24 protein-coding genes are annotated in these 25,654 nt (G+C 62.2%); 13 read left to right on the plus strand and 11 right to left on the minus strand.

The features are described from left to right. Positions 1 to 31: 31 nt before the first annotated feature. From ntrX to dusB, 5 genes are all read right to left on the minus strand, one after another. Positions 32 to 1,441, minus strand: coding sequence for a nitrogen assimilation response regulator NtrX (gene ntrX / locus N6L27_RS01975; RefSeq protein WP_271905403.1), 1,410 nt, complete (start codon positions 1,439 to 1,441; stop codon positions 32 to 34). After that, entirely contained in the window at positions 1,438 to 3,720 is a 2,283-nt protein-coding gene (locus tag N6L27_RS01980; protein ID WP_271905404.1) for a sensor histidine kinase NtrY-like, read from the minus strand. The genes ntrX and N6L27_RS01980 overlap by 4 nt, the downstream gene beginning before the upstream one ends. Positions 3,721 to 3,820: 100 nt before the next feature. After that, on the minus strand, positions 3,821 to 5,185 hold the full coding sequence (locus N6L27_RS01985; RefSeq protein WP_271905405.1) for a response regulator: 1,365 nt from the start codon (positions 5,183 to 5,185) through the stop codon (positions 3,821 to 3,823). A 3-nt stretch (positions 5,186 to 5,188) separates the two neighbouring features. Beyond that, the gene (locus N6L27_RS01990; RefSeq protein ID WP_271905406.1) at positions 5,189 to 6,268 is read right to left on the minus strand and encodes a two-component system sensor histidine kinase NtrB; all 1,080 of its coding nucleotides are present in this window, start codon (positions 6,266 to 6,268) and stop codon (positions 5,189 to 5,191) included. After that, positions 6,265 to 7,251, minus strand: coding sequence for a tRNA dihydrouridine synthase DusB (gene dusB / locus N6L27_RS01995; protein WP_271905407.1), 987 nt, complete (start codon positions 7,249 to 7,251; stop codon positions 6,265 to 6,267). Before dusB ends, N6L27_RS01990 begins: the two co-directional genes overlap by 4 nt. A gap of 182 nt (positions 7,252 to 7,433) precedes the next feature. Here dusB and N6L27_RS02000 point away from each other — a divergent pair, with 182 nt between their 5' ends. The 4 genes from N6L27_RS02000 (at position 7,434) to N6L27_RS02015 (ending at position 10,888) form a co-directional block, all read left to right on the plus strand. Continuing rightward, the gene (locus N6L27_RS02000) at positions 7,434 to 8,570 is read left to right on the plus strand and encodes a bifunctional 2-C-methyl-D-erythritol 4-phosphate cytidylyltransferase/2-C-methyl-D-erythritol 2,4-cyclodiphosphate synthase (protein WP_271905408.1); all 1,137 of its coding nucleotides are present in this window, start codon (positions 7,434 to 7,436) and stop codon (positions 8,568 to 8,570) included. Beyond that, the gene (locus N6L27_RS02005) at positions 8,567 to 9,073 is read left to right on the plus strand and encodes a phosphatidylglycerophosphatase A family protein (RefSeq protein WP_271905409.1); all 507 of its coding nucleotides are present in this window, start codon (positions 8,567 to 8,569) and stop codon (positions 9,071 to 9,073) included. The genes N6L27_RS02000 and N6L27_RS02005 overlap by 4 nt, the downstream gene beginning before the upstream one ends. Before the next feature lie 2 nt (positions 9,074 to 9,075). After that, positions 9,076 to 9,567 (plus strand): CinA family protein, encoded by a 492-nt coding sequence (locus N6L27_RS02010; RefSeq protein ID WP_271905412.1) that lies wholly within the window; start codon positions 9,076 to 9,078, stop codon positions 9,565 to 9,567. Between the two features lie 139 nt (positions 9,568 to 9,706). After that, positions 9,707 to 10,888: an ammonium transporter gene (locus N6L27_RS02015; RefSeq protein ID WP_271905413.1), complete on the plus strand. Its 1,182-nt coding sequence runs from the start codon at positions 9,707 to 9,709 to the stop codon at positions 10,886 to 10,888. Between the two features lie 84 nt (positions 10,889 to 10,972). Here N6L27_RS02015 and N6L27_RS02020 read toward each other — a convergent pair whose 3' ends face one another. After that, positions 10,973 to 11,614: a thiopurine S-methyltransferase gene (locus tag N6L27_RS02020; RefSeq protein ID WP_271905414.1), complete on the minus strand. Its 642-nt coding sequence runs from the start codon at positions 11,612 to 11,614 to the stop codon at positions 10,973 to 10,975. Between the two features lie 94 nt (positions 11,615 to 11,708). Next, entirely contained in the window at positions 11,709 to 12,155 is a 447-nt protein-coding gene (locus N6L27_RS02025) for a type II toxin-antitoxin system RatA family toxin (protein WP_271905415.1), read from the minus strand. Between the two features lie 74 nt (positions 12,156 to 12,229). Between N6L27_RS02025 and hpt the strand changes: the two genes are divergently transcribed. Continuing rightward, positions 12,230 to 12,775 carry a hypoxanthine phosphoribosyltransferase gene (gene hpt / locus N6L27_RS02030; RefSeq protein ID WP_271905416.1) on the plus strand — a complete coding sequence of 182 codons (546 nt, stop codon included), beginning with the start codon at positions 12,230 to 12,232 and terminating at the stop codon, positions 12,773 to 12,775. A 255-nt stretch (positions 12,776 to 13,030) separates the two neighbouring features. Then, entirely contained in the window at positions 13,031 to 13,393 is a 363-nt protein-coding gene (locus tag N6L27_RS02035) for a hypothetical protein (RefSeq protein WP_271905419.1), read from the plus strand. A gap of 3 nt (positions 13,394 to 13,396) precedes the next feature. Here N6L27_RS02035 and N6L27_RS02040 read toward each other — a convergent pair whose 3' ends face one another. Both N6L27_RS02040 and lipA read right to left on the minus strand, forming a co-directional pair. After that, positions 13,397 to 14,539, minus strand: a complete 1,143-nt coding sequence (locus tag N6L27_RS02040; protein ID WP_271905420.1) for an amidohydrolase — start codon at positions 14,537 to 14,539, stop codon at positions 13,397 to 13,399. Continuing rightward, positions 14,536 to 15,489 carry a lipoyl synthase gene (gene lipA, locus N6L27_RS02045; RefSeq protein ID WP_260018212.1) on the minus strand — a complete coding sequence of 318 codons (954 nt, stop codon included), beginning with the start codon at positions 15,487 to 15,489 and terminating at the stop codon, positions 14,536 to 14,538. The genes N6L27_RS02040 and lipA overlap by 4 nt, the downstream gene beginning before the upstream one ends. A gap of 207 nt (positions 15,490 to 15,696) precedes the next feature. Between lipA and N6L27_RS02050 the strand changes: the two genes are divergently transcribed. From N6L27_RS02050 to N6L27_RS02060, 3 genes are all read left to right on the plus strand, one after another. Further along, positions 15,697 to 16,611: a hypothetical protein gene (locus tag N6L27_RS02050; protein ID WP_271905421.1), complete on the plus strand. Its 915-nt coding sequence runs from the start codon at positions 15,697 to 15,699 to the stop codon at positions 16,609 to 16,611. A 174-nt stretch (positions 16,612 to 16,785) separates the two neighbouring features. Beyond that, positions 16,786 to 17,334, plus strand: a complete 549-nt coding sequence (locus tag N6L27_RS02055; RefSeq protein ID WP_271905423.1) for a peroxiredoxin — start codon at positions 16,786 to 16,788, stop codon at positions 17,332 to 17,334. Between the two features lie 153 nt (positions 17,335 to 17,487). After that, positions 17,488 to 18,783 (plus strand): hypothetical protein, encoded by a 1,296-nt coding sequence (locus N6L27_RS02060; protein ID WP_271905424.1) that lies wholly within the window; start codon positions 17,488 to 17,490, stop codon positions 18,781 to 18,783. 34 nt (positions 18,784 to 18,817) lie between these two features. Here the strand turns inward: N6L27_RS02060 and N6L27_RS02065 are convergent, their stop codons facing one another. Further along, positions 18,818 to 19,891 carry a DUF6456 domain-containing protein gene (locus tag N6L27_RS02065; protein ID WP_271905426.1) on the minus strand — a complete coding sequence of 358 codons (1,074 nt, stop codon included), beginning with the start codon at positions 19,889 to 19,891 and terminating at the stop codon, positions 18,818 to 18,820. A 231-nt stretch (positions 19,892 to 20,122) separates the two neighbouring features. Between N6L27_RS02065 and N6L27_RS02070 the strand changes: the two genes are divergently transcribed. Further along, positions 20,123 to 20,473: a DUF6477 family protein gene (locus tag N6L27_RS02070; RefSeq protein WP_271905427.1), complete on the plus strand. Its 351-nt coding sequence runs from the start codon at positions 20,123 to 20,125 to the stop codon at positions 20,471 to 20,473. A 15-nt stretch (positions 20,474 to 20,488) separates the two neighbouring features. Here N6L27_RS02070 and N6L27_RS02075 read toward each other — a convergent pair whose 3' ends face one another. Next, positions 20,489 to 22,036, minus strand: a complete 1,548-nt coding sequence (locus tag N6L27_RS02075; protein ID WP_271905428.1) for a trimethylamine methyltransferase family protein — start codon at positions 22,034 to 22,036, stop codon at positions 20,489 to 20,491. A gap of 243 nt (positions 22,037 to 22,279) precedes the next feature. Here N6L27_RS02075 and guaA point away from each other — a divergent pair, with 243 nt between their 5' ends. The 3 genes from guaA (at position 22,280) to N6L27_RS02090 (ending at position 25,540) form a co-directional block, all read left to right on the plus strand. Beyond that, a complete protein-coding gene (gene guaA / locus N6L27_RS02080) occupies positions 22,280 to 23,848 on the plus strand; it encodes a glutamine-hydrolyzing GMP synthase (RefSeq protein ID WP_271905430.1) in 1,569 nt (522 codons plus the stop codon). 148 nt (positions 23,849 to 23,996) lie between these two features. Further along, positions 23,997 to 24,683 (plus strand): sulfotransferase family 2 domain-containing protein, encoded by a 687-nt coding sequence (locus tag N6L27_RS02085; protein ID WP_271905431.1) that lies wholly within the window; start codon positions 23,997 to 23,999, stop codon positions 24,681 to 24,683. 41 nt (positions 24,684 to 24,724) lie between these two features. Then, complete coding sequence (locus N6L27_RS02090) at positions 24,725 to 25,540, plus strand: glycosyltransferase (protein ID WP_271905432.1); 816 nt, start codon at positions 24,725 to 24,727, stop codon at positions 25,538 to 25,540. Positions 25,541 to 25,654: the final 114 nt, after the last annotated feature.

The following is a 25,654-nucleotide window of genomic DNA, read 5'->3' on the forward strand; positions in this document are numbered from 1 at the left end:
CGCCCGGCTGAAACCGGGCGCACGCAGCTTTTCAGGCCTCTTCTTCCTCGTTCTCCACATGCGCCACCCGGGCGCCTGCCTTGTTGGACGTCACCACCCCCAGCGACTTCAGCTTGCGGTGCAGCGCCGAACGCTCCATGCCGACAAAGGACGCCGTCCGGCTGATATTGCCGCCAAAGCGGTTGATTTGGGTCAGCAGGTATTCACGCTCGAACGCCTCCCGCGCCTCGCGCAGCGGCAGTGTCGCCAGCGCGCCGGACAGCACCACCCGGCCCTCTTCCTGCGGCTTTTCCTCCTCGCGCGGCAGATCCTTGGCCTCGATCGGGCCGCTGCCGTCGCCCAGGATCAGCACCCGCTCCACCAGGTTCTTCAGCTGCCGCACGTTGCCTGGCCACAGCATGGTCTGCATCAGCGCCACCGCCTCATCCGTCAGCTCGCGCAGCGGCAGGCCCTGGGCTTCGTTGAATTGAGCAATGAAGTGGCCTGCCAGCAGCGGAATATCCTCGCGCCGGTCCGCCAGCGACGGCACAGCCACCGGCACCACATTCAGGCGGTGATACAGCTCCTGACGGAAGGTGCCGGCCTCGATCTCGGCGTCCAGGTCCTTGTTGGTTGAAGAAACAACCCGCAGATCCACCTTGACCTTGTCCGATCCGCCAACCCGCTGGAACTGCTGGTCCACCAGCACCCGCAGGATCTTGGACTGGGTGCCCAGCGGCATGTCGGCGACCTCATCAAAGAACACCACGCCGCCATGCGCCTGCTCCAGCAGCCCCGGTTCCACGCCGCGCTCAGAGGATTCGCGCCCGAACAGAACTTCCTCCATCCGGTCGGGCTCAATGCTGGCGCAATTCACGGTGATAAACGGCGCAGAGGCGCGGTTCGAATTGGCGTGGATATAGCGCGCCGCGATTTCCTTGCCGCTGCCCGCTGGGCCGGTCAGCATCACCCGGCCATTGGATTTGGTCACCTTGTCGAGCTGGCCGGTCAGGGTTCGGAACGCCGCAGAGGTGCCGATCATCTCTGCCGGGCCGGTGTCCTTGCGCTTCAGGTCCGTATTCTCCCGGCGCAGGCGCGAGGTTTCCATCGCACGCCGGATCACCACCATCAGCTGGTCGATGTTGAAGGGCTTCTCGATGAAGTCATAAGCGCCCTGCTTGATCGCAGCGACCGCGATTTCGATATTGCCGTGGCCTGAGATGATCACCACCGGAACATCCGGGGTGTCCCGCTTCACCGCCTTCAGAATGTCGATCCCATCCATCTGACTGTCCTTCAGCCAGATGTCCAGGATCATCAAAGCCGGCTGAGCCGCCTCCAGCTGAGCCATGCATTCGTCGGAATTGCCGGCCTTGCGGGTGGCATAACCCTCGTCCTCCAGAATATCCGAGACCAGTTCACGGATGTCGCGCTCATCATCTACAATCAGAATGTCACTCATGTCAGACCTGCTTTCACTGTGCTCTTGTTAGGCGCCGCCGCTTTCTGGGCTGCGGCGGGCAGGCGGATCACCGCCATTGCGCCGTTATGCGCGTGTCCCTCGAACACCGGGGCATCTTCCAGCGTCAGCGTGCCCCCGTGCTCCTCGATGATTTTCTTGACGATCGGCAGCCCCAGCCCGGTGCCCGCATCCCGCGTGGTCACATAAGGCTCAAACAGCCGCGCCCGGTCCTCCGGCAGACCGATGCCATTGTCAGCAATCCGGACCTCATAGGCATTGCCTGCCTGCTGGGCGGACACCCGGATTTCCGGCACGAGGCCTTCCGGAGCGCCTTTTTGCTGCAGGCTTTCGATAGCTTCGCCTGCGTTCTTAATCAGATTGGTCAACGCCTGGCCAATCATCGTTGCGTCCAGATCCGAGGGCATCTCTGCCTTGGGCAGATCCGCCGTGATCAGGACGTCCGGCTGGCCCTGCTGCTGCAGGATCACCGCGTCCCGCACCAGTTTGACCAGATCCTCCTCGCGCCGCTCCGGTTCCGGCATGCGGGCGAATTTGGAGAACTCATCGACGATCCTGCGCAGGTCATTGGTCTGGCGCACGATCACGTCAGTCATGGATTGCAGCTGGTCGCTGTTCTCCTCGCCCAGCTTGGGCGCAAACTTGCGTTTGATGCGCTCCGCGCTCAGCTGGATCGGGGTCAGCGGGTTCTTGATCTCATGCGCGATGCGGCGGGCCACATCGCCCCAGGCCGCCATCCGCTGGGCGCTGACCAGATCGGTCACGTCGTCAAAGGCCACCACATAGCCTTCCAGCCCGCCTTCCTCTGAACGGCGCGGCGACATCCGGACCAGCAAGTTTTCCAGCTGCCCCTGGCGGGTTACCTTGATTTCTTCCTGCACAACCTCGGCACCGGTTTCAATCAGCTCTGCGAAGAGCGGCCCGAACTCCGGCACCGACACGGCCAGTGCCAGCGATTGCTGGTCTTCCTGCCAGTCCAGCAGCCGTTCAGCTGAGCGGTTGACGAAGGTCACCCGCCCGTCCGCATCCAGACCTACAACTCCGGAGGTCACGGAGGACAGCACCGAGTCAAACAACCGCCGCCGCCGCTCGATCTGGCGGGTGTTGTCGATCAACCGGCCGTGCTGCGCCTTCAGTTCCCGGGTCATCTGGTTGAAGTAGTCTCCCAGCTGAGCGATTTCGTCACCGTCCCGCTCGACCGGAACCTGCACGTCCAGATTGCCGGCTCCGACCCGCTGCGCCGCGACAGTCAGGCGTCCCACCGGACGCGACAGCCGCTCTGCAAACCACATTCCCAGCCACATCGCTGCCAGGATCAGGATTACTGCAAAGCCAATATACAAGAGCGCAAATTCAAACAGCACCCGTCCGCGCTCACTCTCGAGCTGCTGATACAGATGGGCAGTTTCCTGGGTGTCATCCAGCAGGTTCAGCAGTTCGCCGTCCACATCGCGGCTGATGTACAGGAACCGGTCAACAAAGGCGTCCAGCCTCACCAGCGCACGGAATTCGCTGTTGTTCCAATCCTCGATCAGCAGCAGGCCGTCCTCGCGGGCGGTGCTGATCTGGCGGTCATTGGGCTTTTCAAAATCGAATTCATAAGACCGCTCGCCGCGTGCGCGGATCAGGCCTGCGCTGTCGACAATATAGGCTTCGCGCAGCCCCCGCTGAACCTGAAGCTGCCCCTGCGCCAGCACCAGCCGCAATTCAGCATCATTGATGAAGAAACTGCGCGACCGGCTGCTGTCGAGATACCGCGCCAACGCACGGGCATCCTCTGTCAGATCGCCCTTCTGCTGAGCCTGATACGCCTCCGCTGCCTCCAGTGAACTGCCGATCACCTGCCGCACCCGCTGCGAAAACCAGCCCTCAAGACCCACGTTGACCGTCAGCACCGCAAAGACCGCGACAATGACAGTGGGAATCAGCGCCAGAAACCCGAAAGCCCCGATCAGCCGCAAATGCAGCCGGGAGCCGGCCGACTTGGAACGCCGCGCCGCAAACAGCCGAAGGATCTGGGCCATCACCAGGGCGGCGATGGTCAGGATGTATACCAGGTCAGCCAGCAGGATCAGCCGCAGCGATCGCGAAGAAGCGCCCTGCCCGAAGGGACCGATAATGAGGAAGGTTGCCAATGCAAGGACGGGGCCCAGCAGAACCAGGCCAATGGTGCCGATATTGCGCGCCCGGCGGGTTCTCCGCCACCGGTCCAAGGCCGCAAACGGCCCGTACGCCGCCCTCAGATGTGACTTATGCGCCACTTACTGCCCTCATCCTGATGTGCGACTCTTTGCGAGTCACCGCCATATCTCGTGGCCCTGCCTAGGAAATTCACAACAAGGCCACATTTCTGTGGCGATATTACATCAGTTTGCGGCGGCGTGTCACCTCAATATCCAGATCGGTGATCTTCTTACGCAGGGTATTCCGGTTGATCCCCAGTAAATCCGCGCATTTTGCCTGGTTGCCACCGGTTGCGGCCAGGGCAATTTCAATCAGCGGTGCCTCCACCTCGCGCAGCAGACGCATGTAAAGGCCCGGCGGCGGCAGTATGTCCCCGTGCAGGTCAAAATACCGCTGCAAATGGCGGCCCACTGCCTCTGACAGCTTCTCATCGGAAAATCCCGCCGCAGCTGGCTGCGGGCCGGCTTGCGGTCCCAGTACAGCCTCGGCATCCGCCTGGGTAATTTCTTCGCTGCGTGATGTCAGCGCCAGCCGGCGGACGGTATTTTCCAGCTGCCGGACATTGCCGGGCCAGGAGAACCGGCGCAAAACCTCGCGTGCAGCTTCGCTCAGTTCCCGGTGCGGTGACCCGTCGTTTTCAGCGGTGATCAGGAAATGCTCTGCCAGCAGCGGTATGTCCTCCACCCGTTCCCTCAGCGCCGGAACATGCAGTTCCGATCCGCAGATCCGGTAATAGAGATCCTGGCGCAGATCGCCGCTTTCCATCGCCTTGGACAGATCCTTCTGGCTGGAGGCAATGAACCGCGGCGCGTGATCCCCCGGAACATCCATCATCCGGACCAGCCGCGCCTGCGCCTCCTCCGGCAGGTCTGCCAGCTCGTCAATGACCAGCGTGCCGCCCTTCACTTGCGCCAGCAGCCGCGACGGGCCTTCCAGCGCGATCAGATCCGCAGCATCCGCATGCACAAACGGCAATGTGCGCCGGTCCGAAAAATCATGAATTGCCTGCACGATCAGCGACTTGCCGGTACCGCTTTCACCCGTAACCAGCAGCGGCAGATCGGTGTTCATAACCCGGGCGATAAGCCGGTACAGTGTCTGCATCACTTCGCTGCGGCCAATCAGGGGCAGTTCTTCGGGGCGTTCCTTTGCATCGGCGCGCGGCACTGGCGCGACCCGTTTGGCCGCCAGCGCCTTGGCGGTGCGTTTCATCAATTCCGGCAGGTCAAAGGGCTTGGGCAGATAGTCATAAGCCTCCGCCTCCTCTGCCTTGATCGCCGTCATGATGGTGTTCTGCGCCGAGATCACGATCACCGGCAGCCCCGGCCGGTCCGCCTGGATCTTGGGCAGCATTTCCAGCCCGTTCCCGTCCGGCATCATCACGTCCGATATCACCACATCGCCCTTGCCCTCGCCGACCCAGCGCATCAGCGTCGTCAGTGAAGAGGTCGCATGCACCTTGCAGCCCGCGCGGGTCAGCGCCTGGGTCAGTACAGTGCGGATGGTGCGGTCGTCGTCAGCGACCAGAACGGTGCCGTCCATGGATCAGCTCTCCTGCGGTTTTGCGTCACGCGGCACGCGCGACAGCGACAGCCGGAACACCGTGCGCCCGGGAACCGAGCTTACGGAAATCCAGCCATTGTGCTCCGAGACGATCTTGCTCACCAAAGCAAGGCCCAGCCCGGTGCCGTTTTCCCTGCCTGAAACAAACGGGTCGAAAATATCGTCCTTGATCTTGTCCGGCAGCCCCGGCCCGTCATCGGTGATCTCGATCTGAAGGGGCAGCAGCTTGCCCGTCCCATCGCTGCGGCGCAGCCGGAAGGAATGCTCATAGAAGGTGCGGATATGAATGCTTCCGCCTTTTGAATCAGCCGCTTCCGAGGCGTTCTTCAATAGATTCAGCACGACCTGCAGCAGCTGGTCCGCATCGCCCCAGGCCATCGGCAGCGAGGGGTCGTACTGTTCGGTTATGGTCATATGGGCGCCAAATCCCAGCAGCGCCGACCGACGCGCCCGGTCCAGCACATCGTGCAGGTTCACCGGCTGGAATGCGGGCTCAGTCAGGTTGCCGAACTGCTCCACCTGCTCCAGCAGTTTCACGATGCGGCGGCTTTCGCTGACGATCAGGTCAGTCAGCTCCAGGTCTTCCGGCCCCAGCCCCATACTCAGCAGCTGCGCAGCTCCGGTGATGCCCGCCAGCGGATTCTTGATCTCGTGCGCCAGCATTTCCGCCATGCCGATGGCAGAGGCGGCGGCGGATTTGGCGGAATGGGTCTGTGTCATCCGCCCGGCCAATTCCCGCGGGGTGACCATCAGCAGCATCACGCCTTCCTGCCCTTGCATGGGGGCAATCTGCACCCCGCATTGCAGCGGTGCCCGACTGCCGGAGCCGACATCGATGTCATTCACAAACAGCGGCGTGCTCTGCACCCGGGCGCGGGCAAAGGCCTCCTCGATCGGGGCGTCGATGGCCAATGTGTCCCAGACCGGCTGCCCCAGCAGCGCCTTGCGCGAGGTGTTGAGGAACCCCTCGCCGGCCGCATTCACATCAGAGATCTTGTCCCAGGCGTCGATCAGAAAGGCCGGCACCGGCATAGAGGCCCACAGAGCAGTGCTTTCCATCATGCGGCGGCCTCCGAGTTTTGTGCGCTCAGCGCCTCCGGCAGCAGGGCCAGCACCTCTTGCGGGTTCTTCTCCGTCAGCACTGCGCGGCGCATGGTGGGGCCGGCTCCGGCCTCATCCATGTACCAGCCCAGATGCTTGCGCGCGACGCGCACCCCCAGGTCCTGTCCGTAGAAGTCGAGCATCGCCCGGTAATGATCTGAAACCATTTGAATAAATGCATCCCCTTCCGGGATTTCCGGCGCTGGAGTTCCCCACAGATGATGGGTCACCTCCGCCAGCAGCCAGGGCTTTCCTTCGGCCCCGCGCCCGATCATCACGCCATCGGCGCCGGACTGCTCCAGCGCCTGCCGGGCAGTGGCAGTATCAACGATGTCACCATTGGCCAGCAGCGGCACAGTCACCGCTTTCTTGACGTCCCGGATCGCCGCCCAGTCAGCGAAGCCCTTGTAGAACTGGCAGCGGGTGCGGCCGTGGATCGTCACCATCTGCACCCCGGCCTCACAGGCCCGGCGCGCCACATCCGGTGCGTTCAGGCAATTGTCGTCCCAGCCCAGCCGGGTCTTCAGCGTGACCGGCACATCCACGGCGCCGACAACGGCCTCGATCAGCTTCAGCGCATGGTCCGGCGTTTTCAGCAGGGCTGAGCCGGAATAGCCGTTTGTCACCTTCTTGGCGGGGCAGCCCATGTTGATGTCGATGATCCGTGCGCCCTGCCCGGCAACCTGTTTCGCCGCCTCGGCAATCCAGTATTCGTCCCGCCCCGCCAGCTGCACCGCGGTGTTCTCTACATCCGCGCTCAGCTCGGCCCGCTCGCGCACGCCCGGCTTGGCCTGCACCATCTCCTGGCTTGCCACCATCTCGCTCACCATCAGTCCCACACCAAAGGAGCGGACCAGATCCCGGAACGGCCGGTCGGTGATTCCCGCCATCGGCGCCAAGGCGATGGGCGGGGACATGGAGGTGGTTCCAAGCGTGAAGGACAACTGCCTAATCCTTGTGCAACTGAGAGGTTTTTACCCGAAGCCTCTGCTATGCAGCAATGAAATGCGCCTCCGCAAGCCGCTCCCGGACATCATTTGCCTATTTTTTAATCACATTCCGCCGGGTGATTGCCACTTCCTGCGCCACCTCATAAACAATGCGGGAACTTCCGCATGAGGACCGCATGACCACAGCCGCCCTGATCGTCGCCGCCGGCCGCGGCACCCGCGCAGGCGGCGGCACGCCCAAACAGTGGCGCCCGCTGAAGGGCCGCCGGGTGATCGACTGGACGCTGGAATCCTTTGAAAGGGCGGGTGTTGGCCTCACGGTTCTGGTGCTATCACCGGATGACACCGCCGCTTGGGAGGAATTCTCCGGCAAACCCGGCCTGATCCTGGCTGAAGGCGGCGCAGAACGTGCAGCCTCCGTTCTGAACGGCCTCAAAGCGCTGGAACCGCACGGCGTGGGCAAGGTGCTGATCCACGACGCCGCCCGGCCCTGCGTCAGCCCTGCCTTAATCCACAGTATTCTCAACGCCTTGGACGAAACACCTGCTGCAGCCCCGGCGCTTGCCGTGACTGATGCGCTGTGGACTGGAGCAGACGGCACCGTCACCGGCACCCAGGACCGCAATGGCCTGTTTGCCGCGCAGACGCCCCAGGGTTTCAGGTTCCAGGACATTCTGTCGGCACATCTTGCCCACCCCGGCGGAGCCGCAGATGATGTCGAGGTTGCACGCGCTGCAGGGCATGACGTCCGCATCATTCCGGGCGAGCCGGACAACATCAAAATCACCCGCCCCGAGGATTTCGCCCGGGCAGAACGCATTCTGGGAGCAGACATGGATATCAGGCTTGGCAACGGCTACGACGTGCACCGGTTCGGCCCCGGCGACAGCGTGATCCTTTGCGGGGTGGAAATTCCGCATGAGAAAACCCTGCAAGGCCACTCCGACGCCGATGTCGGCATGCACGCCGTCACCGACGCCATCTATGGCGCGCTGGCGCAGGGCGACATCGGCCAGCACTTCCCACCCTCGGACCCGCAGTGGAAAGGCGCCTCCAGCGAGATTTTCCTGCGCCACGCCGCCAATCTGGCGCGCGAGATGGGCTTCACCCTGTCGAACGTCGACTGCACGCTGGTCTGCGAATACCCCAAGGTTGGCCCGCACGCCGCCAGAATGCGTGCTGTGATGGCTGAGATCCTGGGCATCGGCGCAGACCGCGTGTCGATCAAGGCCACCACGTCGGAGCGCCTCGGCTTCACCGGCCGCGGCGAGGGCATCGCCGCCATCGCCACCGCAGCACTGGTGAAACTATGAAGAGATCGCGTCTGGCCTTCCTGATCGGCACTGTGGGCGGCATCGGCTATTTGCGTCCGGCCCCCGGCACCTGGGGCTCGCTTGCAGCCCTGCCCATGGCCTATGCGCTGCACCAGCTGGGCGGGTTCCTGCTGCTGGCGCTGGCGACCGTAATCTGCATGGTCGTGGGTGTCTGGGCGGCGGAAGCGATGACACGCAACCGCGAAAACATGGACCCTTCGGAATTTGTCCTGGACGAGGTCGCAGGGCAGTTCACCGCGCTTTGGGCGGTGTCCTACCCGGCCTGGGCGCATGACATCGAGATCACCGCGCTTTGGCCGGGCTGGATCGCGGCCTTTGTGCTGTTCCGCCTGTTCGATATCCTGAAGCCCGGCCCCGTCGGCTGGGCCGACCGGCAGAAGGGCGCAACCGGCGTGATGATGGATGACATCATCGCGGGCATTCTGGCCGCCATCTGCGTCGCTGCGCTTGCCTTCCTGTCGCACGGCGTATTGGGGATGTAACCATGAGCACGGATGAGCTGATCAGGCGCGCAACGGCTGCCGGCATCACCATCGCCACGGCTGAGAGCTGCACCGGCGGTATGATTGCCGCCGCGCTGACGGACATCCCGGGCTCCTCCGCCGTGGTTGACCGTGGCTTTGTCACCTATTCCAACGCCGCCAAGATGCAGATGCTGGGGGTGCGCCCCGAAACGCTGGAGGCCGTGGGCGCCGTCAGCGAGGAAGTTGCCGCGGAAATGGCCGAAGGTGCGGTGCGGAACGCAGGCGTCACCCTGTCCGTCTCCGTCACCGGCATCGCCGGACCCGGCGGGTCAGAGTTCAAACCCGAGGGCCGCGTCTGCTTTGGCCTGGCCCGCGCTGGCCGGCCGGCCATGACGGAAACCGTGGAATTCGGCGCCATCGGCCGCGCCAAAGTCCGCGCAGCCACCCGTGACCACGCGCTGGAGCTGCTGGCGCGGGCCGTTTCCCAAATCGAACGCGAAACGGGCAGCTGACCGGCAGCGGCGCTCAATTTTTCAGCACTTGCAAAAAAGCCCCGTTTTTGTGCGCCTCCCGCACCCCTGCCGCTTTTTTCTGCGCACGGTCTGCGCTTTCTCCTGACCTCACCGGTTTTTGAGGGGAAGGAACAATCGGATGAACGGAGCGGATACCGCATGGATCATAGTGGCCACGGCCCTGGTCCTCTTCATGACACTGCCAGGGCTGGCCCTGTTTTACGGCGGCCTTGTGCGCGCCCGCAATGTGCTCAGCGTCTTCATGCATTGCTACGCAATTGCCTGTTTGATGAGCGTTCTGTGGCTGGCCTTCGGTTACACCATTGCCTTTGGAAGCGGCACCTCTGGCATCTGGGGCGGTCTGGACAAGATGTTCCTGAACGGCGTCACCGCCGACAGCCTGTCGGGCACCCTGCCTGAGGTTCTGTTCTTTGCCTTCCAGATGACATTTGCCATCATCACACCGGCGCTGATCGTTGGCGCCTATGTGGAGCGCGTGGGCTTTGGCTTCGTCCTCGTGTTCTCAGGCCTCTGGATGCTCTTGTGCTATGCGCCCGTGGTGCACTGGATCTGGGGCGGCGGTTTCCTGGCGGACGGCGGCATCTTCGGCGACGTGGGCGTCAAGGACTTTGCCGGCGGCATTGTGGTGCATGAAACCGCAGGCCTTGCTGCACTCATCATCGCCTTCTTCCTGGGCCCGCGCAAAAACCGCACCATCCCGCCGCATAACCCCGGCTATGTGATGATCGGCGCCGCGATGCTCTGGGTCGGCTGGTTCGGCTTCAACGGCGGCTCGCAGCTGGCGGCGGACGGCGGCGCGGCGATGGCACTGACCGTGACCCATATCTCCGCCGCTACCGCCTCGCTCACCTGGGCGCTGTGGGAAAAGATCAAATACGGCAAGGCTTCCCTTGTGGGCCTGGTCACCGGCACCATTGCGGGCCTCGCCTCAATCACCCCGGCCTCCGGCTTTGTCGGCCCAGTGGAAGCACTGATCATCGGTGCCGTCGCCGGCGTGCTGTGCCAGGAGATGGTCAACCTGGTGCGCAACAAGATGCAGATCGACGACACCCTGGATGTCTTTGCCGTGCACGGCGTCGGCGGCATCTTCGGCACCATCATGATCGCTGTCTTCGGCGCCGGTGCCTGGGCTGCACAGCTGGGCGCGCTGGTGATCGTCGGCATCTTCACCGCGGTTGTAACCATCGCGCTGGTGAAGATCTCCGCTTTGATCACATCCCTGCGCGTGGATCTTGAAAGCGAAACCAACGGCCTCGATCTCTCTGTTCACGGTGAGCGCGCATACGACATGAACAGCTGACCCCGGCCATGACGGATGCCACCACTCACGGCAGACGGTGCCAATTTGCACCGGACGGGTCCCTTCGGGGACCCGTTTTCTGTTTCAGACCAAGGGAGTTAACAGCCAGGCCTGTTCCAGCGCGCTGCAGCGTTCGCCGATACGTCCGTCGGCGGCGCGCTCCTCGATCAGACGGATTTCATGACTGACCTGGTAAAGCGCATGCACCGCTGAACCGGGCACCGAAAACGGCGGCCCGTCCATCAGGGACTGATCATAGTCAAAGCCGATCAGCAGCTGCCTGGCAGTGCCGGTGATCCGGTTCAGATGCGCTGCATAGGCCTGCCGGTCCTCCGGTGTCACCGCAACCAGCGCTGCCCGGTCATAGACTGCATCGACCTGCCCGATATGCACTGGGGAAAGGTCAAAGAAGTCGCCTGTGTAAAGGGTCAGTTCGCCTGACTGATAGCGGATTAGCCCATCTGCCTGGCAGACCTCCGGCACCAGCCCCAGCCGGGCAAAGACCGCCTCCACCGCGCCCTGATTGAACTCCACACCGGTCACACGCAATCCCTTGGAAAGCCGCCAATCCAGGTCCAGTGCCTTGCCGCAAAGCGGCACAAAGACGGATTGGCCTGCCTCCAGTGCAAGCTGGGAAAAATGCTTGGTCAGCAAAGAGTTGGGCGCGGCCTCGTGAAACCCTATGCGGTTCTCGCGCCAGCGCGCCTGCCAGAATTCCTGCTCCATTGCGGGGTGTTCCTTCCATGCCAAATGACAATTCCAGCCGGTGATACGACTTCAGGCCCGCTTGAGGTCAACAGCTATCTCGCGCGGCAGTGCCTCAGCTGTAAAGCTCCGCAGCGCGGCGCTCAAACGCGCGCACGATGCGCTGCATCGCCTCGTTGAAAACCACGCCGATGATGCCCTGCAGCACCGCGTTCTTGAATTCGAAATCAACAAAGAAGTCGACGTCGCATGTACCATCCTCGCGCGGGGTGAAAATCCAGTGGGATTTCATGTAGCGGAACGGGCCGTCCAGATACTCTGTGTCGATTTTTCTCTCGCCGGGATAAAGAGTTACCCGGCTGCCGAAGCGTTCGCGGAACACCTTGAAGGAGATCACCAGATCCGCCTCCATCACCTCCGCTTCACCCATCGGCGCACGGCTGCGGATGCGGGCTGCGGCGCACCAGGGCAGGAATTTGGGGTACTGCGCGACATCGGCCACCAGATCGTACATCTGCTGCGCCGAATAGGGCATCTGGCGGGTTTCCGAGTGTGTGGGCATCTGTCCGCTGATTTTCTGCTACAATTACCGGGCGTGATGTCCTATGTACGCGCGGGAAATTCAAGGGGGCAGCCATGACACAGCGTCCATATGTCATTGATGTGATGATCTCGGCCAAGGCAATCGCCGCGCGGATCGAGGAGCTTTGCGAGGAAATCCAGAAGGAATTCGGCAATACCGACAAGCTGGTCGTGGTTGGCCTCTTGCGCGGCAGTTTCGTGTTCATCGCCGATCTGGTGCGGGAACTGGACCTGCCGATTGAGGTCGATTTCCTGGAGGCGTCCTCTTATGGCGATGCGATGGAGAGCAGCCGGGAAGTCCGTATTCTCAAGGACTTGCGCGGCGCCATTGAAGGGCGTGACGTGCTGGTTGTGGAGGATATCGTCGACACCGGCCACACGCTGAACCACGTCACTCACCTGCTGCAAAGCCGCAATCCGGCGCGGCTGAAATCCATTGCACTGCTGGACAAGCCGTCGCGGCGCGAGGTGGAATTCCGCTCTGACTGGGTGGGTTTTGAGATCCCCGACGAATTTGTTGTCGGCTATGGCATCGACTATGCGCAGCGCAACCGGAACCTGCCGCATATCGGCAAAGTGCGGTTCACCGACGAGGGCTGAACCGGCCAAGGACCGGGGGTGACATGCGTGCACCCCCTGTACACCGCCTGTGCACCGCCTGTGCACCGGTCAGACACCCTGCCCCGGGGTCTTGTGCAAAACTGCCACAAACAGCGATAAATACAGCGCAATCGGGAACCGGCGACCCTCCGCCGGTTTCGGGGCAAGGGCGGCGTATTCCGGCGCAACGGATTTGCCTTTCCCCACCGCCTGCCCCATGTGATTGGCAAACGCAGCGATCACAGGAGATCCGCCATGCAAAAGTTTCTGACTGCCGCCGCAGCCGCGGCCATGACTCTGACCCTTGCCCCCGCAGCCACCCATGCGGGGCCGCCGAAATGGGCGCCGGGCCACAGCAACAGCGCCGCCCATTATGCGCCGGGCCAGGTGAAAAAACGCCATCACCGCAAGCACAGCCATGGTCACGATCACGACCATTACGACGGCCGTATTCGCGGGGACGACTGGGTCTACATTGACGACTACGGCCGCTGGGGGCTGAACCCGCCGCGTGACGGGCACCGCTATGTGCGCCAGGGCGACAAGATCTTTGAGGTCGTCAAGGACACGCTGGCCATTATCGGCGCAGTGGCCGTTGTTGACGCGCTGGTGAACTGACGTTCAGCCCAGCAGATTTCTGACGGCTTGCAGAAAGATCCCGGCTCCGGCCGGGATTGCTGCGTCCGGGAAATCGAAATCCGGGTTGTGCAGCTGCGGCTGCGCCTCCCCGGAGCCCAGCCAGAACATCGCCGCTTTGGCGCATTTGCCGAACTGCCCGAAATCCTCTGACCAGCGCTGGGGATAGTCCCTCATCTGCGCCGGGTTGCCTGCGGCTGTACAGGCGGCCTGCAACATCTCCACCGCCTCCGGGTGGTTTGTGCAGGCGTCAAACACATCGTCAAATTCGATGGAGAACCCCAGCCCCTCCGCTGCGCAGACCTGCTCCACCAATGCAGTGGCATCTGCAACGAGCTGATCCATCCGGGGATCCGTCACTGTGCGCAATGTGGCCCAGACCTCGCCCTCGCCGGGGGCGATGCCAAAGGTCGCTTCACCCAGCCGTGCATGGGTCAGGGTGACCAGCGCGAACTCCGGCCCCAAATCACCGCCGCTGCCCAGGGCAACCAGCCCCGGCAGCAGCCGGGACATCGCACCGGCAGGCGACACCCCGTCCTGCGGCGCGGCTGCGTGAGAGGTCTTGCCAACCAGCCTGATGCGCATTCCGCGCGACGCGCAGTTGGCAGCACCGGAACACAAGGCCACCTGCCCCACCGGCAACCCCGGCAGGTTGTGCAAAGAAAAGGCATAGTCCGGTGCGATCTGCCCGAAATCCGGATCGGCGATCACTGCCGCGGCTCCCTTGCCGGTTTCCTCAGCAGGCTGGAACAGCAGCACGGCGCGGCCCCGCGCGGGGCGTTGTGCTGCCAGATCCTGGGTCAGCGCCGCCACCATCGTCATGTGGCCGTCGTGGCCGCACAGGTGGCCGCGGCCCGCATGGGTGGAGCGGTAGGGCTGATCCGACAGTTCCTCAATCGGCAGCCCGTCCAGCTCGCAGCGGATCAGGACCGTGGGGCCGTCTTCCCTGCCCTCATAAACCGCCGCAACACCGTGGCCGCCGAGGCCGGTCAGCAGCTGGTCGGCGGCGTGCCCGCGCAGATAGTCTGCCACCATGGCCGCGGTCTTTTCCTCGGCGCCGGAGACTTCGGGGATCTGGTGCAGGGCTTGGCGAAAGGCGCTGAGCTGCGCCAGACGCTCAGGCGTCATGCCAGGCCCAGCTTCTTGTTGCGGGCCTCACGCAGGCGGGCGAAATCGTCGCCGGCATGGTAGGAGGACCGGGTGAGCGGGGTTGCCGAGACCATCAGGAAGCCCTTGCCATAGGCGGCTTTTTCATAGGTCTTGAACTCCTCGGGCGTCACAAAGCGGTCGACCGCGTGGTGCTTGGGCGTCGGCTGCAGATACTGGCCGATGGTCAGGAAATCGATGTCGGCGGCGCGCATGTCATCCATCACCTGCTTCACCGCCTGCGCATCCTCGCCCAGGCCGACCATGATGCCGGATTTGGTGAACATCGACGGATCCAGCTCCTTGACCCGCTGCAACAGGCGCAGGGAGTGGAAATAGCGCGCGCCGGCACGCACTTCGGGGTAAAGGCCCGGCACGGTTTCCAGGTTGTGGTTGAAGACATCTGGCCGCGCCTCGACCACGGTTTCCAGCACCGAGGGATCGCATTTCAGGAAGTCCGGGGTGAGGATTTCAATGGTGGTATTCGGCGAGCGGTGGCGCACCGCGCGGATGGTCTGGGCAAAATGCTCTGCTCCGCCGTCCTCGATATCGTCGCGGTCAACAGAGGTGATCACCACGTGGTTGAGACCCAGTTTTTCAACCGCATGGGCGACGCGGCCCGGCTCAAACGCATCCAGCGCCTCGGGCGGCTTGCCGGTGGCGATGTTGCAGAAGGAACAGGCGCGGGTGCAGACCTCACCCATGATCATCATGGTGGCGTGGCCCTGGCTCCAGCATTCGCCGACGTTGGGGCAGCCCGCTTCCTCGCAGACCGTGGTCAGCTTGTTGTCGCGCATAATCTTGTGGGTTTCGGCATAGCCTTTGCCGCCCGGCGCCTTGACCCGGATCCAGCTTGGCTTCTTGGGCTGAGCATTGTCGGGACGATGCGCCTTTTCGGGGTGGCGCTGCTCCGGGATCTTAAGGTCTCTCACGTGGGTTTCCCTTCCGGCCTTTGGCTTTGTGAGCGGTTTAACATAGCTGATCTGGCTTGGCACGGTCATATCGTCAACCCTGCCCTGCCTCCTTGTCATGGCTCAAACTCCGCAAATGTGCCGTTTTCCTTTGCCAAAGCGGCGCAGCGGGACACATAATTCCCGCAAGCAAGCACGTTTCAACGGAGATCATTCAGGGAGGGACGCATGGCCAAGGAACTGGAGAAATTCAAGGCAGAGGCCAAGAAGCTGGCCGCTGGCACCAAGAAATTCACCACCGCAGAAGGCGACAAGCTGAAGAAGCGGATCGGGATTTCGCTGGGCAACGCCTGGGAGGGCGAGGATTATTTCCGCGAGAGCCTGGCCAAGGCGCGCAAGGACGGGGTGAAATCGGAGAAGCTGGCCGATTTCCAGAAGAACAAGCATTTCAAGGACGGGCTGGTCACCTGGAACAAGGCGGTGGATATCCACCAGGAGGAAGTCGGCGCGATGAAGGGGTTCTGCGCCGATGCCAGGGCGCATATGGCCAAGCAGCAGGCGCTCTTGAAGGACATCGAGAAGGACCTGAAGAAACGCGGCAAGTCCTCCGCCTCGAAGAAGGACATCGAGGCGCTTCAAAGCGATCTGGAGAAGGAGATTGCCGCGGTCAGGAAGGCGTCCGAGTATGAGGGCAAGCTGAACGCGGCGCAGAAGCTCTATGGGGCGAATTTCCAGAAGACGGTCGACAAGATCCTCAAGGAAAAGGCAGAGGGCCATGACAAGAAGAAGGACGCAACAGAGCTGCCGCAGCTCTTGGTGGACCGGAACCTGAAGAAGTACACAAACCAGGTCGGCGCGCTGGTGAAGGCAATCAACACCCATTGCGTGACAGCCATCGACAAGGCGGGCGAGGATCTGAAGGCCGCCGCGCCGGAGCTGAAGGCGGCAGCGGCGAAATACAAGGATCTGAAGAAGATCAACGACCAGTACCAGACCGCCAAAAAGAAGTTCCCGGGCGCCATCGAGGATTCCAAGGACAAGAAGAAGCTGTTGGCGACGCTCAAGAAGTTCAATGACCTGACAGCGGCCGCTGAACGCAAGATCCGCGGCACCACGGTCACGATCAAGAAGGCTGCGGCGTAACGTCCCGCAAGGGGCCGAAGATGCCGTTTTCGCAAGATTTTCCGGCGCCGGACCGCTGCCTGCGCGGACTGGCGCAGGAAACCTGCACGCAATTCACAGGGATGTGTTGAAGCCAGCTTAGAATCATTTTAAGCCTGCCCGCCGAATGAAATCCTCAATCAGGAGCAAGCTGAGATGAAAGCTGGCGTTAAGCTGCCCGACGTGACCTTCCACACCCGTGTCCGTGACGAAGCGATCGAGGGCCCGAACCCGTTCCGCTGGGAAGACAAGACCACCGCTGACTACTTTGCAGGCAAGCGCGTTGTGCTGTTCTCGCTGCCGGGCGCCTTCACCCCGACCTGCTCCACCTACCAGCTGCCGGGCTTTGAAAAAGGCTTTGCCGATTTCCAGGCCGAGGGCATCGACGCGATCTACTGCATGTCCGTGAACGACAGCTTCGTGATGAACGCCTGGGCGCGCGCGCAGGAGCTGGAAAACGTGGAAGTGATCCCGGACGGCTCCGGTGAGTTCACCCGCAAGATGGGCATGCTGGTCGCCAAGGACAACCTGGGCTTCGGCAACCGCTCCTGGCGCTATGCGGCCATCGTCAACAACGGTGTGGTCGAAGCATGGTTCGAAGAGCCGGGCCTGTCCGACAACCACGGCGAAGACCCCTATGGCGTGTCCTCCCCGGAGACCGTGCTGAAGCACCTGAAAGACGCCAAGGCAGAAGTGGCAGCCTGATCCCGCCCGCAGCTGCACCAAGTTCAAGGCCCGCCCCGGCGGGCCTTTTTCTGTTCATGGACCTGCCCGGCGGCCCCATTTGACCGCTAACTGTTCGTTCTTCTAGGATCGCAGACGGAGGTCCGGCTGGTGCCGACCCGCAGGGGGAACAGCATGCAGAACGTCGAAAAGCGCCTGTCGGGCATGATTGCCGATCTTCAGGCTTTGATCACAAACATGACCCAGCTCGGTGCCGCATTGGCAGAGGCCAAGGCACGGGCAGCAGCACCGGTGCTTTCGGATGAGGCGGCCCAAGCGGTCAAGCAACAACTGGCACAGACGCTGGCAGCAGTGCAACAACAGCAGGGCCGCCCTGCGACTCTGGTTGAGGCTCAGCGCATCGAGGCCAATCTAACCGGCAATGCACAAAGTCAAATCAGGGCTGATGCGCAAGAACAGTCAGTTCAGATCGAGGAAATGTTCCGCCATGTCATCAGCCAGCTGAAACCGATGTGGTCCAACATCCGCGGCTATAAGCATGAAGCCGACATACTGCTGCGCCAGTATCAGAAAGGGCGGCTGCTCATTCCCGGCCTTCCGGGCCTGAAAAAGGGCGATGTCGGTGTGAAAAAGCGGCCCTCTGATAAGGTTAAGGAGGTGATCCGGCAGCAGGCCGTAGGAACGGACGGACAGCCCCAGTTTCAGCCGGTGCTCGACGAGCAAGGGCAGCCGGTCATTGATCCGGCAACCGGCCAGCAGATGTTCGAGCCGGTCATTGCGGAAACCCTCGGGAAAAATCAGAAGGACGAAGCAGGCAAGAACTTGAAATTCGATCCGACGGAAGGGATAGGCGAACCGGTCGACAAGATCTTTCAGGCCAAGTCATTTTCGGCGTCTGACAATTCCGACCTGCGGACGATGATCAAGGAAGCCTGCAGGCAGCTGTTCGGCTATGCGCATTCCGAAATCCCTGACGCGAACTCGATCCTGGTCGCCGACATCGATATTCATTCTGGAAAATGCTTCTTTCCCTTCACCAAAACCAAATATGCATCTGGCAATTACCCCGGAACAACCAAAGCAGCCATGAAGACGCTGTTGCTGGAAGATGTGCAAAAACAAGCTGCGAAGGGGCTGCAGGAAGCTGCGGCAAATTGGCTGAGGCATCCGGTTGTCAAAGGACAGAAGCCCAAACCCGGAACCGCGCCTGAACCAGCTGAAAATCTTGCAGCCCGCGCTGCGGCTTACAGCCAGCAGCGCCTGCAGGCGATTGCTTCTTCCACCATTGAGGTTCGGTTGAACTTCAAAAAGCAGCTGAAGGCGGAAACCGGCCTGGGTCCAGGTGGCGCAGATGCGTATTTCCCCCGCTCCGTTGAAGGCAGCATCCGCCGTCTCAAGGTTTTTTTACAGGCGGATGCCACCGGCAATATCGTGGCACTGAAGTCTAAAGCCAAATTCGATATGGGATAGAGCGGTTCCGGCCGGCAGGGTACCGGCGGCGGCTTCAGCCGATCATCTCCTCCTGCTGCGGGCAGGTCTCGCCATAGAATTCCGCAAGATGCTGCAGGGCGATGCGCAGCACCACCTTGCCGGATCTGGCGGGCCAGCCGAGATTGCGTTCCGCCGTTTCCAGCCCCTCCAGATGGCAGCAGCAGCGCAGGGCGATGTCGCTGAGACCGGCCCCGAGCTTCTGCAACGCACCGGTCATCCGCTGATAGGCTGCCGCCGCTGCCTGATGGCTGGTGCTGCGCATCGGGTGGCTGCCTTGGGCGAAATACAGTTCTTCCTGCATCAGGTGGCTGCTGATCTGCGCCAGTTCGAAATCCTCGCGCAGCCGCCGCCCGGCCCGCACCATCGGCTGGGTCAGGAAGGACTTGCCGTCCTTGTCCAGCAGCCGGGCCAGCATTTCCAGCGGCGTTTCAGCCCCGCTGTAACGGGATTTTCGGCCCAATCCCCCGGCCTCGCCCGCCTCAGGCGCCTCAAACGGTGCCTGTGCTTCGGCAAAGCCGCCCTCCAGCCGGGCGCGGGCACGGTTTTCCTGATCTGCAATGATCCGGTTCAGTGCCGCGCGGCCGCCTGCTGTGATCGAATAGCGGCTGATCCGGCCCTTGCGGGAACAGGCAATCCAGCCGGTCAGCGCCAGCGCCCCGGCCAAGGGCCGCGACACCGCGACCTTGTGCCCGTCGGCCTCCTGGCCTTCGCGCACGACAACGGCCATTTCCATGCCTTCTGCTGCGGCCAGGACCGCACCGCCGCGGCTGAGAAGGGTCAGCACGCTGGCCGCCTCCCGCTCGAACCCCGACCGCAGGCTGCGGCTTGCGGCGGAGGGCTTGTCTTCCTGGCGCGGTTTTGCCGTTGCCGACTTATAGCGCCCGGCCAGATAGGTCAGCACCTCATCGATCAGCGGATCGTCCCGCAGGACCTCTACCCGCCGGACCTGGCGCAGGATGGTGGATGGATGGCATCCTGCCTTGCGGGCCAGCTGGCGGATCGGGCGACCCGCCTCGGTGTGCTGAAGGTAGCGGCATGTTTCCAGCGGCACCCAGCCTGGAAAGGGTGCCTGAGTCATATTTTGCATTCGTAACCCCCGGTCGTGAGCCAGGCTGCCGGGCCAGCCGCACTCAAAGGTGCCTGCGGCTTGTCCCATTACGCCCGGCTGAAGTTGGACAAAAGCGCGGATCGGACATCATTGTTTCCAGAAAAAAATAATCATCACAAAACGGACCGTTCACCGGTCGCCCCCTTTCCGCAACACCACCTGAGGTTGTGTTATAGCAGAGCCAGATCAGAGATAGGAAAGGAGACGGTCATGCAGGATGTACTCAGCCGCGTTTCGTTGCTGCGGCGCCCGAGGATTCTGGCGCGGGCGGCCCGGTTAGGTGCCTGTAATTACTGCCGCAAACGCGACCTGCGCCGCATTCTGGGCTACGGCGAGGTGCCCAAGCCTGCCGCCGCAGTAATGCTGCTGCTGGAACTTGAGGATGGCTTGAACAAGGCTCGCAAGACTGGCGAAGCCGGGTATTCAATGATCCGCCATGTAGATGTGCTGATTGCGCTGGCGGGCGAAGCCGCCTGTCTGACGGCACGGTCAAAAGTAAAAACGGCGGCCCAAAGGGACCGCCGTTTTCCTGCGGCAGAGGGTGCGGCCCCCTGCCCCTGATATTCAGGCCCGCGCTTACATGAAGGCGTCGGGCATGGAGGCCTTCTTCTCGGCCACATATTCGTCCAGCGCCATCTTGATGGACGGATCGAGCGCAGGCTGCTCGTAGGTGGCCAGCAGCTTCTCGACCCGGCTTTCGGCCAGCGCATAGGTGTCGCGCGCGCCTTCTTCTTCCCACTGTTCGAACGGCTTGTAATCAAGCACTTCGGATTTCCAGAACGCCGACTTGAAGTTCGCCTGAGTGTGGGCGCAGCCGAGGTAGTGGCCGCCGGGGCCGACTTCGCGGATGGCGTCCATCGCCTGGCCGTTCTCGTCCACGGAAATACCCTTGGCGAGGCCGTGCAGCGTGCCCAGCTGGTCGGCGTCCATCACGAACTTCTCGAAGTCGGCAACCAGGCCGCCTTCAAGCCAGCCGCAAGAGTGCAGCATGAAGTTCACACCGGACATCAGACCCATGTTGAGCGAGTTGGCGGTTTCATAAGCCGCCTGCGCATCCGGCAGCTTGGAGCCGCAGAAGGAGCCGGCCGAGCGGAACGGCACGCCGAGGCGGCGGGCCAGCTGGCCTGCGCCATAGGTGACCAGCGACGCTTCGGGGGTGCCGAAGGTCGGGGCGCCGGAGTTCATGTCGATCGACGACACGAAGGCGCCGAAGATCGCAGGCGCGCCGGCGCGGCACAGCTGGTTGTAGGCGATGCCGGCCAGAACCTCTGCCAGAACCTGCGTGAGGGTGCCAGCCACCGACACCGGCGCCATGGCACCGCCGACGATGAACGGCGAGATGATGCAGGCCTGCATGTTCTGGGCGTAGACTTCCAGCGAGCCCATCATCACGTCGTCGAAGGTCATCGGCGAGTTGATGTTGGTCAGCGAGGTCATCACGGTGTTGTTCTGCACGAACTCCTTGCCGAACAGGATGCCCGCCATGTCGACGGAGTCCTGCGCGCGGCTGGGTTCGGTGACGGAGCCCATGAACGGCTTGTCGCTGAGGGTCATATGCGCCATCAGCATGTCCAGGTGGCGCTTGTTCACCGGGATGTCGGTGGGTTCGCAAACGGTGCCGCCGGAGTGGTGCAGCCACTTGGACATATAGGCCAGTTTCACGAACTTGTTGAAATCGTCCATGGTCGCATAGCGGCGGCCGCCGCTGCGGGTGCGAACGAACGGCGGTCCATAGACCGGAGCCAGAACCAGGTTCTTGCCGCCGATGACCACCGATTTCTCGGGGTTGCGGGCGTGCTGGGTGAATTCCGCAGGAGCAGTGGAGCACAGCTTGCGGGCCAGGCCGCGGGGGATGCGCACGCGCTCGCCCTGGACATCGGCGCCGGCCTCGCGCCAGCGCTGCAGCGCCGCCGGGTTGTCAACGAAATTGACGCCGACCTCTTCCAGAATCGTGTCCGCGTTGTACTCGATGATCTCCAGCGCTTCCTCGTTCAGGATCTCGAAGTTCGGAATGTTGCGCTCGATGTACTTGGCGGTTTCGATCTTGACGCTGGTGCGCTCGGCGCGGCGGGCGGCACCGCCGCCGGAACCGCGGGCACGACGGCGCGGGGCTGCTTCTGTCATGGTTTATCCTCACCACAGGCATTTCATTGCGAAGGGTATTATAGCCCCCGCGCGCGCTGCCGCCGCAGGATTGCGGCCATTCAAGTTGAAAAGCGACATTGCCGAAGCATTTTCCACCGCACTGGTGGACTTTTGCATACCTTCGGCACGCGGGATGCCGATCTGCCGTGAAATCACGCACGCTGCCCGTCAAGGCAGCCAAACCCCCTTGCGGAAAACGCGTTCCTGCCCTATGGCGCGTGCATGACAGAGACATCCCATGACCGCCTTCTCATCATCGACTTTGGCAGCCAGGTCACGCAGCTGATTGCGCGCCGCCTGCGCGAGCTGAACGTCTATTGCGAAATCCACCCCTATCAGAATGTCACCATGGACTTTGTGCGCGAGCTGGCGCCCAAGGCAGTGATCTTCTCGGGCGGGCCGGACAGCGTGACCCGCGAGGGCAGCCCCCGGGCGCCGCAGGAGATTTTCGACTATGGCGTGCCGATCCTGGGCATCTGCTATGGCCAGCAGGTGATGATGCACCAGCTGGGCGGCACAGTGGAAAGCGGCCATGGCACCGCAGAATTCGGCCGCGCCTATGTGACCCCAACGGTGGAAACACCGCCGCTGCTGGAGGGCTGGTTTGCCAATGACGCCGACCGCGAGCAGGTCTGGATGTCGCATGGCGACCACGTGAGCAAGATCGCCCCGGGGTTCGAGGTCTACGGCACCTCCCCCAACGCGCCTTATGCAATCACCGCCGATGTCTCCCGCAACTTCTATGCGGTGCAGTTCCACCCGGAGGTGCACCATACCCCGAACGGCGCCAAGCTCTATGAGAACTTTGTCAAGCTGGCAGGGTTTTCAGGCGACTGGACCATGGGCGCCTACCGCGAACAGATGATCGAAAAGATCCGCGCGCAGGTCGGCGACAAGCAGGTGATCTGCGGATTGTCCGGCGGTGTGGATTCGTCCGTCGCCGCGATCCTGATCCACGAGGCAATCGGCGACCAGCTGACCTGCGTGTTCGTGGACCACGGCCTCTTGCGCAAGAACGAGGCGGAAGAAGTCGTCGCGATGTTCCGCGACAACTACAACATCCAGCTGATCCACGCGGATGAGAGCGATCTGTTCCTGGGCGAGCTGGACGGGCAAAGCGACCCGGAAACCAAGCGCAAGATCATCGGCAAGCTGTTCATCGACGTGTTCCAGAAACACGCCGACACCATCGACGGCGCCGAGTTCCTGGCGCAAGGAACATTGTACCCGGATGTGATTGAATCGGTGTCCTTCTCGGGCGGGCCTTCGGTCACCATCAAGTCGCACCACAACGTCGGCGGCCTGCCGGAGAAGATGGGCCTGAAGCTGGTCGAGCCGCTGCGCGAGCTGTTCAAGGACGAAGTCCGCGCGCTCGGCCGTGAGCTGGGCCTGCCGCAGAGCTTTATCGGCCGCCACCCCTTCCCCGGACCGGGCCTGGCGATCCGCTGCCCCGGCGAGATCACCCGCGAAAAGCTGGAGATCCTGCGCGAGGCGGATGCGATCTATATCGACCAGATCCGCAAGCACGGTCTGTATGACGAAATCTGGCAGGCCTTCGTGGCAATCCTGCCGGTCCGCACCGTCGGCGTGATGGGCGACGGCCGCACCTATGATTATGCCTGCGCCCTGCGCGCAGTGACGTCAGTTGATGGCATGACGGCTGATTACTACCCGTTCAGCCACGAGTTCCTGGGCGAGACCGCCACAAGGATCATCAACGAGGTGAAAGGCATCAACCGCTGCACCTATGACATCACCTCGAAGCCTCCGGGCACCATCGAGTGGGAATGATCTGGGCTTTTCACGGGCTTTGAAACAACGGTGGAAACCACGCCTGTTTTAAAGAACGTTTAAACAATTTGCGCCATCTTGAACGCAACGCTTGGCCGCCGGTTTGACCACGGGCGGCCAACTGCTTCGAGGCTAATGGAGGCGCAAAATGCCCTTGATCAAATACAAAGACGTGCTGCTGCACTTCGCGCATATTCCCAAGTGCGGCGGCACATCCATTGAGCGGTACATTCAGGGCCTGAACGGCGTCAGCCTGGCATTTCTGGATGAACAGTATGTCGCCAATCCGCCGCAGCAGCATTGGAACATTTCGTCTCCCCAGCACATCGACGGGGAATCGATTGGGCGGCTGTTTCCCAAGGAATTTTTCACCGGCTTTTTCACCATCGTGCGCGATCCGATTACCCGTCTTGAAAGCGCCTATAAGTTCCAGCGGCTGGTGGAGCGCCGGATCGGCAGCGATGAAACCCTGGACCAATTCGTCAAGACCCGCCTGCTGGAGAATGTGCTGAACAAGGGCTGGATGGACGGCCATTTCTACCCTCAGTCGGGCTTTTTCTATCCCGGTGCCAATTACCAGGTATTCAAGCTTGAAGAAAACGGCGCGCAGAAGGCCAAGGCCTTCATCGATGCGGCCCTGTTCGGCAACCCGGCCAGCCATCAGATGACCCACAGCAACCACCTGCGCACGCCAGACGGGTTTGACCTCGGTGATCTGGTGCTGAGCGATGAGGGCCTGGCCGTTGCCGAGAAGATCTACGGCATGGACTTTGACAATTTCCAGTATCAGCGGCGCTCTGCTGCCGGGCAGCTGCCCGAAGCAGCGGCAGGCTGAGGTCCGATTGGCATCCCATGACACAAAGATACAATATCTGCTTGGCAGAACCCCAGAACTACATTCACTCCGGTGCGTTTTACGAGATCGCCGACCTGCTGCTGTTTGCGCTGCGCGAACTCGGCCATGAGGCGGCTTTGAAGAAGAACGGGATAGACCCAACTGCCCGCAACATCCTGATCGGCGTGCATCTGCTAAGCCCAGCCCTTGCTTCGCAGATGCCGCCGGGAACGATTATTTTGAACACCGAACAGCTGGGCGGAACGTTCGGCGAATGGAACAAGAAGATATTGGAGTGGTTCTCGCACGACTTCACCCTGTGGGACTACAGCGACGTGAACGTTGGCTACCTCAGGGAATTTGGCGTCAAGCGCGTGGAAAAACTCCAACTCGGTTTTCAACAGGAGCTTTGCCGTATTACGTCGCAGGAAGAGCGCGATGTCGAAGTGTTGTTCTACGGCTGTATCAATCAGCGGCGCAAACTGGTGCTTGATGATCTAATCTCCCGTGGTCTGCGGGTCAAAGTGCTGAGCGGCGTCTTCGGCGCTGAGCGCGACGCTTGGATTGCGCGCTCACGGCTCGTGCTGAACCTTCACTATTATGAAACGCAGATCTTCGAGATTGTGCGCGCCTTTTACCTGATGACCAATGGCATCCCCACGGCAGCAGAGGTGAACCCGACTACCCGGATCGACGACTGCTACCGTGACGGGCTGTTGTCTCTTCCTTATGACGGGCTGGCAGCGGGCATTGAAGAAGCGCTGCAGGACGAGACCGGGCTCGAACAGCTTGGCGCGAGGGGCCAAGAGACGATTGCGCGGCACCCACAGGCCCAATTGCTGCACGAGATCCTCTAGCAGCCACAAATCCCACTGCTTCTGCGAGCCCCGCAGCGTCCTGCTAGGCGCACAACTCTAGCCCGCCCCCTTCCCAATGAAATCATACGCAAATTCAGGCGGCCTGGGTTTGCA

The sequence above is a fragment of the Leisingera sp. SS27 genome (assembly GCF_028368855.1).
Taxonomy (GTDB): Bacteria; Pseudomonadota; Alphaproteobacteria; order Rhodobacterales; family Rhodobacteraceae; genus Leisingera.

Excerpts from the sequence above, each read along its gene's own strand:
- N6L27_RS01990 (WP_271905406.1), bottom strand. The coding sequence starts at position 6,268 with ATGATGGAAAGCACTGCTCTGTGGGCCTCTATGCCGGTGCCGGCCTTT.
- N6L27_RS02005 (WP_271905409.1), top strand. The coding sequence starts at position 8,567 with ATGAAGAGATCGCGTCTGGCCTTCCTGATCGGCACTGTGGGCGGCATC.
- N6L27_RS02085 (WP_271905431.1), top strand. The coding sequence starts at position 23,997 with ATGCCCTTGATCAAATACAAAGACGTGCTGCTGCACTTCGCGCATATT.
- N6L27_RS02040 (WP_271905420.1), bottom strand. The coding sequence starts at position 14,539 with ATGACGCCTGAGCGTCTGGCGCAGCTCAGCGCCTTTCGCCAAGCCCTG.
- N6L27_RS02015 (WP_271905413.1), top strand. The coding sequence starts at position 9,707 with ATGAACGGAGCGGATACCGCATGGATCATAGTGGCCACGGCCCTGGTC.
- N6L27_RS01985 (WP_271905405.1), bottom strand. The coding sequence starts at position 5,185 with ATGGACGGCACCGTTCTGGTCGCTGACGACGACCGCACCATCCGCACT.
- N6L27_RS02070 (WP_271905427.1), top strand. The coding sequence starts at position 20,123 with ATGCAGGATGTACTCAGCCGCGTTTCGTTGCTGCGGCGCCCGAGGATT.
- N6L27_RS02025 (WP_271905415.1), bottom strand. The coding sequence starts at position 12,155 with ATGCCCACACACTCGGAAACCCGCCAGATGCCCTATTCGGCGCAGCAG.
- N6L27_RS02000 (WP_271905408.1), top strand. The coding sequence starts at position 7,434 with ATGACCACAGCCGCCCTGATCGTCGCCGCCGGCCGCGGCACCCGCGCA.
- N6L27_RS02020 (WP_271905414.1), bottom strand. The coding sequence starts at position 11,614 with ATGGAGCAGGAATTCTGGCAGGCGCGCTGGCGCGAGAACCGCATAGGG.
- N6L27_RS02055 (WP_271905423.1), top strand. The coding sequence starts at position 16,786 with ATGAAAGCTGGCGTTAAGCTGCCCGACGTGACCTTCCACACCCGTGTC.
- N6L27_RS02060 (WP_271905424.1), top strand. The coding sequence starts at position 17,488 with ATGCAGAACGTCGAAAAGCGCCTGTCGGGCATGATTGCCGATCTTCAG.
- guaA (WP_271905430.1), top strand. The coding sequence starts at position 22,280 with ATGACAGAGACATCCCATGACCGCCTTCTCATCATCGACTTTGGCAGC.
- N6L27_RS02075 (WP_271905428.1), bottom strand. The coding sequence starts at position 22,036 with ATGACAGAAGCAGCCCCGCGCCGTCGTGCCCGCGGTTCCGGCGGCGGT.
- N6L27_RS02050 (WP_271905421.1), top strand. The coding sequence starts at position 15,697 with ATGGCCAAGGAACTGGAGAAATTCAAGGCAGAGGCCAAGAAGCTGGCC.
- ntrX (WP_271905403.1), bottom strand. The coding sequence starts at position 1,441 with ATGAGTGACATTCTGATTGTAGATGATGAGCGCGACATCCGTGAACTG.
- N6L27_RS02065 (WP_271905426.1), bottom strand. The coding sequence starts at position 19,891 with ATGCAAAATATGACTCAGGCACCCTTTCCAGGCTGGGTGCCGCTGGAA.
- hpt (WP_271905416.1), top strand. The coding sequence starts at position 12,230 with ATGACACAGCGTCCATATGTCATTGATGTGATGATCTCGGCCAAGGCA.
- N6L27_RS02035 (WP_271905419.1), top strand. The coding sequence starts at position 13,031 with ATGCAAAAGTTTCTGACTGCCGCCGCAGCCGCGGCCATGACTCTGACC.
- N6L27_RS02010 (WP_271905412.1), top strand. The coding sequence starts at position 9,076 with ATGAGCACGGATGAGCTGATCAGGCGCGCAACGGCTGCCGGCATCACC.